Consider the following 12,968-nt stretch of genomic DNA (forward strand, 5'->3'; position numbering starts at 1 on the left):
TATCTTAAACCTCCATTAGTTTGAAAAAAACAATTTGGCAAGCAGTGGATATTTTATCTCTACTGCATCATAAGGACATAATTCCTGACAGCAAAAACATCTAATGCATTCGTCTAAATTTACTTTCGGAAAATTATCTATCATAGTTATTGCCTCAGGCGGACAATTTTCAGCACAGGTTCTGCAGCCAACACACTTACCTTCTTTAAATACGGGTTTGGGACGCAAAAATTTTTCTAAGATGTCTGACAAAAATTCAGGCATCCTTGAATCGAGAAGATTATTTTCTTTTTCTATTTTAGGAATTTCAACATTATCTGCAGCAATTACTTTATCTCCTCTAATTTCTAGTTTGTCTTTTTTAATAATTTTGTCTTCCAAAGCCGCTTTTATTGACGGAACTTTTTCAGCAGGTTCAATTCCTAAAACTTTTACAGCTGCCAAATCTAAATAATAGGGGGAAGTTGAAGCCAACAAATAATTAAACTCTCTCGGTTTACCATTAGACGGCCCTTCACCTTCCATTCCAACAACTGCATCCATAATTGTTAGCTCTGGTGCTACAAGTGCTGCCAGATCATTTAACATCCTAGAAAAATCATGGACTGACTGCATTCTTAGATGATATTCTGCTTTTAAAACCCCAGGAATACAGCCAAAAAGATTTTTAACACCACCTGTATACATTGTTAAACCATGTGTTTTTAATTTTGGTAAGTTTATAATGAAATCTGCTTCTTCTAAATAAGAAGCCAGCTGAAAAGATTTATTGATTTTACCTTCTTTATAATCATACTTTTTTGAATCTGTATTATAATTTAATTTTATATTTTCTTCAGCTGCCATCTGATAAAGCCCTGATTTTTGATAAGCTCTTTTTAATAATTTATCGTTAAATAGTCCACCTGGGCTATCTGCAATTGTAACTTCTGCTCCCAAAGCTTTTACTTTTTTAGCAAGAACCCTAATAAATTCAGGGTTGGTGGTGACTGCTGTTTCAGGAGCTTTTCCCATTAAAAGATTAGTTTTAAATAAAACTTTATCTCCTACTTTAATAAATTCTTCTAAACCTCCCAATTCAGATAACAAAAGATCTAACTTTTCTGCTAATTCTGCTGTTTGATAACTATAGCATTTCTTTGAGGCTACAATTGGCATCTTTAACCCTCTTTCTTTAGTGACAGAAAAAATTAAAACCGGCACTAAGGCCGGCTTATTTGCGTAATTTTATGGCTCAAATATAAACTGGACTGTCACCAGCCAAAAATAGTTTAAGAAACTTTTTCACCCTTTTTTTCATTACTTTTAGTTGAGCTTTTATTAGAACTGTTGGTTGATTTTTTTTTATCTTGATTAACATAAAAATTAGATCCTTTAAAAATAATTCCTGGTGAACCAATAATCCTCTTAACCTCACCACTGCATTCCGGACATTCTTCTAAAGCATCCTCACTAATATTTTGAAATTCTTCAAATCTACCACATTTTTCACATTCATATAAATATGTCGGCATTTTTATTCCTCCTTCATATCCTGTTTTCGAATTTAGTTTTTATTCATTGACAATATTTAAATAACCCCAGTAATTATAAAGTTGGATAAAAACAAACAAAGCAGCAATTAACCACTTTGAGTGATAAATAAAATATCCAAGCCCTGCGACCGAAGAAATAATTATAGCGGTTAAGACAAATTTTCTTTTTATCTTAATTTTTAAAATCTGCCAGGGTATTAATCCCAATCCAATAAAAACACCAGAATCAACATTATAAACCAGGCCTGCAATTCCAACTATCACGAAAATAATTAATAAAAATAAATTCATAATTCGACCTCCAATTATGGAGTAACATAATTATCAAATATAAATTCCAACTTTATAATAATATATCATAAGAATACCAGTCTTGACAAGCTTTTTATCAAAAAATTGATACAGTAAGTTGCTTAACATTTTTAAATTTTACTAAGCAGAGCCACAGTCTCCAGATGATAGGTCTGTGGAAAAAGGTCGACTGGCTGTAATTCTACTAATTGATATACTTCCTTTAAATTACCTAAATCTCTTGCCAGTGTAGCTGGATTACAGGAAATATAAATAATTTGTTCAAGCCCTGCAGTTTTTAATAAATCTATAGTCTTTTCATCCAGACCTTTTCGTGGTGGATCAAAAATTATTGTGTCAATCTGATCTTTTTTTAATAATTCAGGCAGTTTATCCTCTACCAACCCCTGCTCAAATTCTACATTGCTGATCTGATTTAGTTGAGCATTGGCTCTGGCGTCTTCAACAGCGGATTTTAAAGATTCAACTGCATAAATTTTATCTGCCTGGTCCGCCAGATAAAGGGCAATGCTGCCTGTACCAGAAAAAGCATCAACTACTCTTGCTCTACCAGCATCTCCCAGATATTTTGCTGCTGTATCATATAACTTTTTGGCCTGCATGGTATTAACCTGAAAAAATGATCTGGCAGAAATTGAATAAGCTGTCTTACCAATATATTCAGTAATTTTATTCTTACCGGCTAAAAGTAGATCCTCTTTACCAAAAATAACATTTGTATTTTTAGTATTTATATTTTGAACTACACCTTTTAACTCAGGAATTTTACGCATCAGAGTCCTGGCAATTAAATTTTTATCAATAAAGTCATCACCATTAGTGACCATTACCAGCAAAGCCTGGTTGGTACAGGTTCCAACTCTAATTACCAGGTGCCTCAGCAGTCCCTGCAGAGTATTCTCATTGTAGACACTTAACTGAAATTTATTTAATTCTTCCAGTGTGATTCTTAAAATTCTGTTGATTAATGGATGCTGAATCAGACAGTCATGATTTGGCACAATCTCATGACTTCCTCTTTTATAAAAACCGGCAGTTATCTGATTTTCATCATTTAAATCCAGTGGAAATTGAGCTTTATTGCGGTAGCGAAAATCATCATCTGCCGCCAGCACATCCCTTAATTTAAACTCTTCAATTTTTGCTATCCGATTAATTAACTGTTTAAGATTATTCTGTTTAAATTCTAATTCTTTTTGATAATTAATATGCTGAAGCTGACAGCCTCCACACTCATTATAAACCGGACAGGGTGCTTTAATCCTACCACCTCCAGCTTCTATAACCTCTATTAACTCAGCAAAAGCATAATCTTTTTTGAGTTTAGTGATTTTTGCTTTTACAAGGTCTCCAGGTAAAGTTAGAGAAACAAAAACAGCCTTCCCATTTTCTGCTCTGGCTACTCCATCTCCACCATGAGCTAAATCTTCTATTTTAAAAGTTTTAATTTCATCTTTTTTCAAAATTGGCACTCCTCTATAATTATTATTGCTGTCCTGCCTGTCCTTATAAAAGTTTATCACATAAAACTCCAGCTTAGCAAACTTTACAGCTAGATACTTCTGTGGTAGAATAATTTGATAGAATATTTATGATTTAGAAACAAATTTAATTAAACTTACTTAATAATAAAATCTACCGATAACTAAATCTTTTCAGAAGGAGGCAGTACTTTGAATTTTCAGGTAGTCATAACCCAAATTATATCATTATTTCTACTAATTGCTGTCGGTTATTTTCTCAGGCGCAGTAAACATCTAGACAAAAAAGAAACCGGAGCCATCTCTAAACTGCTTTTAGACTTAATCCTACCTGCTATGTTAATTTCTTCCCTACAAATTGAAATCACAGCTAAAATGCTGGGAGACTTTAAAAATTTATTTTTATACTGGATTGCTTTCTATTTAATTCTAATAGCTGCTGCCTCATTAATTTCCAGGTTGTTTCCAATTTCTAGAGACAAAAAAATTGTACTTAAATTTTTCCTGATCTTTGGTAATGTTGGCTATATGGGGCTGCCTGTAATAGATGTGATATTTCCGGAAAACGGTATTTTCTTCGGCTCAATTGGAGTGGTAGTCTTTAATATCTTTTTATGGACCTATGGAGCCAATCTATTTTTACGGGGGAAGGAAGAGAAAAAGAGTAATTTAAGAGATATTTTTAATAACGGTGTAATTGCGATTATTATTGGCTTATTTTTAATGCTAACAGGTCTCAAACTTCCAACTGCAATAATGACAGCTGTTGATATGCTGGCAGAAGCTACTTTCCCGCTTTCAATGCTGGTTATTGGTAGTGGTCTGGCCCAGATTAAAATATCTGGTATTTTTAAGGATTTAAATATTATTGCCTATTCTACTTTAAAATTATTAATAATTCCTGCTGCAGCTCTACTGATTTTAAATTATTTTAAGATTGCTGATCCAATAAGGAGTATTTTAGTTTTACAAATAGCAATGCCGGCTGCTGCCAATGGAGTTATTTTCGCCGAAAGATATGAGGGAAATTATGTTTTTGCAGCTGAAAGTCTATTTTTGTCTACTTTAATGGCCGCATTCAGTATCCCTGTAATTTCGTATTTAACAACGTATTTTAAATAATAGATAACTGGAGGCAGTTAAAAAATGGAAAGTAATTCTCAAAAACTTGGTACAGAGCCTATAATTCCTCTGCTGATGCGTCTATCAATTCCCTCAATCATAGCAATGGCTATTCAAGCCTTATATAATGTAGTTGATAGTATCTATGTGGGAAGAATTAGTACAGATGCACTTTCTGCGCTATCCCTTGCCTTTCCTATTCAGATAATTTTAATAGGAATTGGAGTTGGAACTGGAGTTGGAGCAAGTTCATTAATTTCAAGGCGTCTTGGAGAAAAAGATAATCATGCGGCAGTAAATGCAGCGGAACACAGTATTATGCTCTCTGTTTTTTATGGAATTATAGTTGCTATTTTTGGTTTTTTATTTTCTGATCAGATTCTTCAGTTATTTACAGGTGAAGCTAATTTGATTAGGTTGGGAAGTGAATACATAAAGATTATTTTAATTGGCTCTACAGCTATGTTTTTCCCAATGATTAGCAATAATATACTGCGGGGAGAGGGTAATACATTCACACCTATGGTAGCTATGCTGATCGGCTCTATTTTGAATATCATTCTTGACCCATTTTTGATTTATGGGCTCTGGATTTTTCCTGAAATGGGAGTAGCTGGTGCAGCAACTGCAACAGTAACTGCTCGTCTAATTAGCGGCAGCTTTTTAGTTTATATCCTGCTTTTCAGCAAAAAAAATGAGCTTCAGATTTCTTTAAAAGACTTTTCTTTTGACTTTCAAATAATTAAGGATATCTATGTGGTTGGTTTTCCCGCAATGGTGATGCAATTTCTGGCAAGTTTTATGCTGGGAGGGATGAATAAGATTCTGGCAGGTTTTGGCAGTACAGCAATTGCAGCAGCTGGTATTTATTTCAGGCTGCAGTCCTTTGTTTTTATGCCAGTTTTTGGTCTTAATCAGGGTTATATGCCGATAATGGGGTATAATTACGGCCACAACAACCCTGAGCGGATGAAAAAGACCTTTAAATCTGCTCTTTTAGTTGCTGTAACTTTTACAACTACAGGCTTTATTATATTTCAAACTGTACCCGAATTATTGATTAAGATGTTTAACAGTGATCCGGAACTGCTTAAGATTGGCACAAATGCTCTGAAGAAAATAAGTATTGCTTTTCCTGTAATAGGGCCTGCAATAATTATTTCAACTACTTTTCAGGCCCTGGGTAATGGCTTCCCCAGCTTATTTTTCTCATTTCTGAGGCAGATTATAGTGCTGCTGCCTGTAATGTATTTACTGGGTCATTTTTTTGGTCTGGAATATCTCTGGTTTGCTTTTCCAATTTCAGAAGCCGCCAATATTTTACCGGCCTCAATCTGGTTAAGATTAAAATTTAAAAGTATTTTTGCCAGAATGGAAAAAAAATGAAGATGAATACTTAATGGTTTTTTCTTGCTAAATATATAAGATCTTAAAATATATTAATTTAAACAATTATAAAAACCCCGGCCAGAGTTTAATTTGATCTCTGACCGGGGTTTGAATTTAAATATGTTTTTATTTAAATAAATAGACTCATATTTGATTCGTCTGCTGAACCTAAGAAAGTTGCTACTCCCCCAACTTCAACACCTGAAATTAATTCTTCTTTTTTAATACCGAGCATATCCATTGTCATCTGACAGGCAACAAGTCTAACTCCATTATCTACAGCATTTTCGATTAGTTCTTCCAGAGAATCAATACCTTTTTTCTCCATAATGCCTCTAATCATTTGGGGGCCGATTCCCATCATGTTCATATTAGAAAGAGGGAGTTTCTTGCTGCCCTGAGGCATCATTTTAGCAAACATTTTTTCCATCATATTTTTATCAGCTTTAACGGGGCCGTCTTTTCTTAAAATATTTAATCCCCAAAAAGTAAAGAACAGGGTTACCTGATTACCCATTGCAGCTGCTCCATTGGCAATTATAAATGATGCTATTGCCTTATCCAGTTCACCACTAAAGACAATCATAGATTTCCCTTTCTGAACTGGTTGAGAAGCAGTATTTTTAGCCAATTTTTTTTCCTGCTGATCTGCAGTAGACTGACCTTTTAAAAGAGTAACTTCTATTTTATCGGCAAGCTCTTCTATTTTTAAAACTGTATTGCCTGTGTTTTTAGCCCAGGCTTTAATGTCCTGCATAAAACCAGGATCAGTTGCTGTCACTTCCAGAATATCTCCATTTTCCATTTTTTCCATTTTCTTATAAACCTGCATAATTGGACCCGGACACTGCAGACCACAGGCATCAAGTTCTACCACTGTACCTCGACTGTGTTTGAGCATATCTTTACTGGCCTGTTTAGCTTCTTCTGGACTTTCTGCAGAATTATAGCCTGCTTCAGCAGGATCTTCAATAACCTGTTCCTGATCATCTTGAACAGCCTTATATAATTTATAGCCGCCACTTAAGTTGCGAACTTTAGAAAAACCATTTTGCTGCATTATTCGCGCAGCTATATAGCCTCTTAACCCAACGGCACAATAAACAATATATTCTTTTGCTGGATCAAGTCGATCCAAATTATCCCGTAAATCATTTAATGGAATATTAATTGAATCTTTAATACTACCTAATTGGGTTTCAACTTCTTCTCGCACATCTAAAATAACAGTCTCTTCTGGATTGATATTCTCTAATTCCTGCCAGTAAGCAGTATCTACAACCCCTTTTAAGAGATTACCAGCAGCAAACCCTGCCATATTCACAGGATCCTTTGCTGAACCAAAGGGTGGTGCATAAGCAAGTTCCAGCTCCTGCAGATCAAAAACATCCATTTCCTGCCTGACTGCTGCAGCCAGAACATCTATTCTTTTATCAACCCCATCATAACCGACAATCTGTGCTCCCAGTACTCTACCGTTTTCGGGAGCAAAAATTAATTTAATCATCATTGGAACTGCACCCGGATAATAACCAGCATGATTATTGGAATTCGTATGGATAACTTTATAATCCCATTTTAAATCCTGAAGTTTTTTCTCCGAAACCCCTGTTGAAGCAATAGATAAATCAAAAGCCTTAGCAATTGAAGTTCCCTGAGTTCCTTTGTATTTTTCTTTTCTGCCGCAGATATTATCGGCTGCTATTCTCCCCTGTTTATTTGCAGGTCCGGCCAGAGGAATTCGTACAGCCTGACCTGTAACTAAATCTTTGACTTCAATTGCATCACCAATCGCATAAATACTGGGATCAGATGTCTGCAAATATTCGTTTACTTTGATCCCCTTACTACTTCCAATTTCCAGTCCAGCTTCTTCTGCCAGCTCAGTTCGGGGACTAACTCCAATAGATAAGATAATCATATCTGTTTTTATAGTTTTACCACTCTGTAGTTTTACTATTTTTCTTTGATCAGCCTCTTCTACTGCTGCAATGCCATCTCCTAAGTGAAGATCAATACCTTTAGTTCTGAGATGATTATGCAGCATTGCAGCCATTTCGTAATCTAAGGAACCCATCAGTTGATCCATCATTTCAACCACTGACACTTCGATTCCTCTTTCGTGAAGATTTTCAGCCATTTCCAGACCAATAAAACCTCCTCCAACTACTACAGCTCTTGTAGGCTTTTTGTTATCTACAAAATTCTTTATTTTATCTGTATCTGGAATATTTCTCAGTGTAAAAACTTCTGGAAAATCCAGACCAGGAAGAGGTGGCTTGATAGGTTCTGCCCCGGGAGATAAAACTAATTTATCATAGCTTTCTTTATATATTTCTCCACTTTTTAAATCTTTTATTTCAACGGATTTTTGCTCACGGTTAATTTTTACAGCCTGATGTTGAATTCTAACATCAATTTTAAATCTTTCCTGCATTGATTGAGGAGTTTGAACTAAAAGTTTTTCTCTTTCCTCAATTACTTCTCCAATATGATATGGTAACCCACAATTAGCAAAAGAAATATATTCTCCTTTTTCTAACATAATTATCTCAAGATCTTCATCCATTCTGCGCAAACGAGCTGCAGTACTTGCTCCCCCTGCAACTCCTCCAACTATAACTACTTTTTTTGACATCATTTACCTCCTAATTGTTTCATACTAAATAATTTTAACAAATAACCTAAATTATTTGTTTACTTTAAAATCTGCAAGTACTTCTATTATATCCATAACTTTTTTATTAACAACATAATAGTTTCTTTCCAAACCATTTCTTTCACTATTTAAAATATCAGCTTCTCTTAACTTGGCCAAATGCTGTGATAGTGTTGACTGTGGAATATTTAAACACTGCTGCATTTCTGAAACATTACATCCTTCTTCGGCCATTAAACCTTTAACAATAATTAGCCTTATTGGATGAGCAAGTGCCTTCAATAATTCTGACTCTTCTTCCAAAATATCTCTATGTCTTTCTAAAATTTCCTTTCCCTTTTCACCTGTAAAAAAAGGCATTTTCATACCTCCAATCTTAAATTATATTGCTTTATTCAAATAATACGATATATCGAATGCGATGTCAAGCTATTTTAAGAATTATTTAACAAATTTATTTATAAATAATTTTATCTAGAAAAAAACAGGAAAAACAAGCTAATGTTTTAAGATATCAATAAAAGTTTTAGTTATTTCAGCAGTAATTCCCCAAATTACCCTACCCTGATAACGATAAAAATATATTTGATAATCTCCCTGGCGCGGATTATATCTTTCTCCCTGGGGTAAAAGATGATAAGGAAAATCCTGATCAAACTCACTTTTTAAAACAGCTGCATATTTTTCAGCCTGGTTATTTAATAAAAACTTTAGAGGCACAGTGAAAATCTCTTCTACTTCATAATTATTAACTTTAATTTCTTCTATAGAATCTACATTAATTTTACCAACAAAAGCATAGATTATAAAATTAAAAGGAGTAATTAAATAATCTGTTTCTCCAATCAATTCAATTTTCGATTCAGGAATTAATAGTTCTTCACTAGATTCTCTTACTGCTGCCTGAGAAAATTCTTCACCTCTCTCAATTCGTCCACCAGGAAAAGAAATTTGACCAGGCTGTGAATTGAGATTTTGTGATCTTACTTCATAAAGCAGATGTATTTCGCCATCAATTTTAATCAAAGGAATTAAAACTGAAAAATAATGCTGAATCCTGGTTGGACCTGGTATTCTATTTTTTATTTTAGCTTCTATTTCTTTAAGATTCAAAAAAATCATCCTTAAAATTAGTTATTATTAAGCTAGCCGCTAAAATTATTAGGTTTCAGCAGCCAGCCATTTTTATTACTTTGTAGTATACAAGTTCAATATCAATCCATTAATTTATCTCTAAGCATCTGATTGACAAGACCAGGATTAGCTTTACCTCTTGTTTCTTTCATTACCTGACCTACTAAAAATCCAATTGCCCTATCTTTACCATTTTGTACATCTTCGACAGCATCTGGATTATCTGCAATAATTCCATCAACTATATTTTCTAATTCATCTTCATCACTAATCTGTTTTAATCCTTCCTCTTCGACAATAGTTTCCGGATCACTGCCGCTATTGTACATTTTCTCAAAAACTTTTTTAGCAATTTTACCACTGATAATATCCTGATCAATCATTTTTAGCATTTTCGCCAGATTAATTGGACTAACTCCAGATTCGAATGGAGCCTGACCATTTTCATTTAATAACCTCAAAAATTCTCCCATCATCCAGTTGCTCAAATTTTTAGGATCATCATAATCAGAAAGTACTTCTTCAAAGAAAACTGCCAGATCTTTATCTCCGGTTAAAACACCTGCATCATACTCAGGCAGCCCCAGTTCGGAAATGAAGCGTTTGTATTTTTCTCTAGGCAGCTCTGGAATTTCTTTTCCCATTTCTTCTTTCCAGGCTGCATCAATTTCTAAAGGAACTAAGTCAGGCTCAGGGAAGTAGCGGTAATCATGTGCTTCTTCCTTACCGCGCATAGAAATTGTCTTATTTAAAGACTCATCCCAGGTTCTTGTTTCCTGAACTACTTTTTTTCCTTCGTCAAGTAATTCCTGCTGCCTTTTAACCTCATATTCTAAACCCTTTTCTACAGCACTAAAGGAGTTCATATTCTTCAACTCTGCTTTGATACCAAACTCTTCCTGACCCACAGGCCGCAGTGAAACATTTGCATCACAGCGCAGTGATCCTTCTTCCATATTGCAGTCAGAAATATCAAGATATTCCATAATCATTTTTAACTCTGTTAAATAGGCTTTGGCTTGAGCTGGAGTCCTCATATCCGGTTCACTTACAATCTCGATCAGAGGTACTCCAGTTCTATTGTAATCTACTAAACTGCCCTTTGATTTATCAATACTTCCCTCATGAATCAACTTACCTGCATCTTCTTCCAGATGAACTCTGGTCACTCCAATGTTGAAAAGCCCTGCTTCAGTTTCTATTTCAATCTCACCATTCTCTGCAATCGGTAGGTCAAACTGAGAAATCTGATAGGCTTTAGGTAAATCTGGATAGAAATAATTTTTACGGTCAAACTTAGAGTATTCTGCAATATCACAATTTAAAGCAAGTCCTGCCATAATTGCATAATCTACTACTTTTTTATTTAAAACCGGTAGAGTCCCTGGTAATCCCAGACAGACCGGACATGTATTTTCATTTGGCTCTTTTCCAAATTCTGTACTGCAGCCGCAGAAAATTTTGGAATCTGTATTTAACTGGACATGGACTTCAAGTCCAATTACTGTTTCATATTTAGTGGTCATTTTTTCACCTCTCTCAATGATTTATAGTTCTGCTCTCTTTTCGTTAATATTTAATAATTTCTCTAAGGTATAAGCTGCCTGAATTATTTTCCCCTCACCAAAATGGGGTCCGATTAACTGCAGACCAATTGGCATCTCACTGCTGTCAAAACCACAGGGAACAGACATTGCAGGTACACCAGCTATATTTACTGGTACTGTAAAGATATCTGTATGGTACATTTCTAAAGGATCACTTTTTGATTCCAGTTCAATCGCTGTTGAAGGCGCGGTTGGAGTTAGGATCAGATCAAAATCATTAAAGATACGGTCAAAATCATCTTTAATCAGGGTTCTAACCTTCTGTGCCTTAAGATAGTAGGCATCATAGTAACCTGAACTTAAAGCATAAGTACCAATCATAATTCTTCTTTTAACCTCTTCTCCAAAACCCTCATGACGAGTATTTGTAAACATTTCATTAACATCAGAAGCATGCTCACTGCGAAGTCCATAGCGAACTCCATCATAGCGGGCCAGGTTAGAACTAGCCTCAGCTGGAGCTATTACATAGTAAGCTGCTAATGCATAAGAGGCATCTGTCATATGTACTGTTTCTACTTCAGCACCCACTTCTTTTAATTTTTCCACCGCTGCCAGGACACTGGCTTTAACTTCTTCATCAAATTCCAAATTGAAATATTCTTCGGGAATTCCAATTTTCATCCCGCTTACATCTTCTTTTAGATATTTAGTATAATCCTCTTTTTTACCTGCAATAGAAGTCGAATCCTGTGGATCATGACCTGCAATTACATTCATTAAAATTGCACTATCTTCAACATCTTTAGTAATTGGTCCAATTTGATCTAAAGAAGAAGCAAAAGCAACTAAACCATAACGGGAAACCATGCCATAGGTAGGTTTTAAACCAACTACACCACAGTAGGATGCAGGCTGTCTGATCGAGCCACCTGTATCAGAACCTAAAGCTGCTGCACACTCTCCGGCCGCAACGGCTGCAGCTGAACCTCCACTCGATCCACCAGGAGCATGATTTAAGTTCCAGGGGTTATGAGTAACAAAAAAAGCAGAGTTTTCAGTAGAAGATCCCATAGCAAACTCATCCATATTTGTTTTTCCTAAAATTACCGCTCCAGCTTCATTTAATTTTTCGACTACTGTGGCGTTATATGGTGGTTTGTAATTTTCCAGCATTTTGGAAGCACAGCTAGTTTTAATACCATCAGTTGACATATTATCTTTAACTGCAATTGGAATCCCAGCCAGCATTTTCTCTTTTTTGTTCTCATAGTCTTTTAGTTGGGCTTCTGCCAGCTCATAAGTCACTGTAATATAAGACTTTACTTTATCTTCTACATCATTAATTCTATCTGCGAAAGCTTTTTTTATTTCGCCAGGAGTTAGCTCCCCAGCAGAAATTTTTTCTTTTAATTCGTGTATTGTTAGATCATAAATATTCATTTTATTATTTTACCTCCTTAGCTGCTTAATCTGACATAATTTTTGGAGCTCTAAACTGTCCATCTTTTTCATCTGGTGCATTTGCCAGTGATTTTTCGCGTGGTAGAGATTTTTTTACCTCATCCTTACGCAGAACATTTTTCATAGGTACAGTATAGGCTGTTGGAACAACATCATCTGTATCTAACTCACTCAGCTTATCTACATAATCTAAAATTTCCCCAATCTGTTCAGTATACTTTTCTTTTTCTTCTTCATCAAGCTTAAGGTGTGCCAGACCGGCTGCATATTCAACATCTTTTTTATCAATCATTTAAATTCCTCCTCACTTTTAGGATAGTTACTC

At 35.0% G+C, this 12,968-nt stretch carries 12 protein-coding genes; 2 read left to right on the plus strand and 10 right to left on the minus strand.

Annotated elements, in window-relative coordinates; genetic code table 11:
• Positions 1-15: 15 nt before the first annotated feature.
• The 4 genes from C7954_RS05330 to rlmD form a co-directional block, all read right to left on the minus strand.
• Positions 16-1,158 carry a DUF362 domain-containing protein gene (locus C7954_RS05330; RefSeq protein WP_073156956.1) on the minus strand — a complete coding sequence of 381 codons (1,143 nt, stop codon included), beginning with the start codon at positions 1,156-1,158 and terminating at the stop codon, positions 16-18.
• A 113-nt stretch (positions 1,159-1,271) separates the two neighbouring features.
• Positions 1,272-1,514: an FmdB family zinc ribbon protein gene (locus tag C7954_RS05335; protein ID WP_134058990.1), complete on the minus strand. Its 243-nt coding sequence runs from the start codon at positions 1,512-1,514 to the stop codon at positions 1,272-1,274.
• A 39-nt stretch (positions 1,515-1,553) separates the two neighbouring features.
• Complete coding sequence (locus tag C7954_RS05340) at positions 1,554-1,826, minus strand: hypothetical protein (protein WP_134058993.1); 273 nt, start codon at positions 1,824-1,826, stop codon at positions 1,554-1,556.
• Positions 1,827-1,957: 131 nt separating this feature from the next.
• Positions 1,958-3,319: a 23S rRNA (uracil(1939)-C(5))-methyltransferase RlmD gene (gene rlmD, locus C7954_RS05345; RefSeq protein WP_420841469.1), complete on the minus strand. Its 1,362-nt coding sequence runs from the start codon at positions 3,317-3,319 to the stop codon at positions 1,958-1,960.
• 201 nt (positions 3,320-3,520) lie between these two features.
• Here rlmD and C7954_RS05350 point away from each other — a divergent pair, with 201 nt between their 5' ends.
• Together C7954_RS05350 and C7954_RS05355 are read left to right on the plus strand one after the other, a co-directional pair.
• Positions 3,521-4,450, plus strand: coding sequence for an AEC family transporter (locus C7954_RS05350; RefSeq protein WP_166667684.1), 930 nt, complete (start codon positions 3,521-3,523; stop codon positions 4,448-4,450).
• Between the two features lie 24 nt (positions 4,451-4,474).
• On the plus strand, positions 4,475-5,836 hold the full coding sequence (locus C7954_RS05355) for an MATE family efflux transporter (RefSeq protein ID WP_073156944.1): 1,362 nt from the start codon (positions 4,475-4,477) through the stop codon (positions 5,834-5,836).
• Positions 5,837-5,969: 133 nt separating this feature from the next.
• Here C7954_RS05355 and C7954_RS05360 read toward each other — a convergent pair whose 3' ends face one another.
• The 6 genes from C7954_RS05360 to gatC form a co-directional block, all read right to left on the minus strand.
• A complete protein-coding gene (locus C7954_RS05360; RefSeq protein ID WP_134059002.1) occupies positions 5,970-8,477 on the minus strand; it encodes a CoA-disulfide reductase in 2,508 nt (835 codons plus the stop codon).
• A 51-nt stretch (positions 8,478-8,528) separates the two neighbouring features.
• The gene (locus C7954_RS05365) at positions 8,529-8,858 is read right to left on the minus strand and encodes an ArsR/SmtB family transcription factor (RefSeq protein WP_073156938.1); all 330 of its coding nucleotides are present in this window, start codon (positions 8,856-8,858) and stop codon (positions 8,529-8,531) included.
• A gap of 138 nt (positions 8,859-8,996) precedes the next feature.
• Positions 8,997-9,620 (minus strand): NUDIX hydrolase, encoded by a 624-nt coding sequence (locus tag C7954_RS05370; protein WP_243833649.1) that lies wholly within the window; start codon positions 9,618-9,620, stop codon positions 8,997-8,999.
• 92 nt (positions 9,621-9,712) lie between these two features.
• A complete protein-coding gene (gene gatB / locus C7954_RS05375) occupies positions 9,713-11,158 on the minus strand; it encodes an Asp-tRNA(Asn)/Glu-tRNA(Gln) amidotransferase subunit GatB (RefSeq protein WP_134059008.1) in 1,446 nt (481 codons plus the stop codon).
• 21 nt (positions 11,159-11,179) lie between these two features.
• Positions 11,180-12,622 carry an Asp-tRNA(Asn)/Glu-tRNA(Gln) amidotransferase subunit GatA gene (gene gatA / locus C7954_RS05380; RefSeq protein ID WP_133505619.1) on the minus strand — a complete coding sequence of 481 codons (1,443 nt, stop codon included), beginning with the start codon at positions 12,620-12,622 and terminating at the stop codon, positions 11,180-11,182.
• 25 nt (positions 12,623-12,647) lie between these two features.
• Positions 12,648-12,935 carry an Asp-tRNA(Asn)/Glu-tRNA(Gln) amidotransferase subunit GatC gene (gene gatC, locus C7954_RS05385; protein ID WP_133505620.1) on the minus strand — a complete coding sequence of 96 codons (288 nt, stop codon included), beginning with the start codon at positions 12,933-12,935 and terminating at the stop codon, positions 12,648-12,650.
• Between the last annotated feature and the right edge of the window lie 33 nt (positions 12,936-12,968).

Source organism: Halanaerobium congolense (assembly GCF_004366375.1).
In the GTDB taxonomy this organism is placed as follows: domain Bacteria; phylum Bacillota; class Halanaerobiia; order Halanaerobiales; family Halanaerobiaceae; genus Halanaerobium; species Halanaerobium congolense.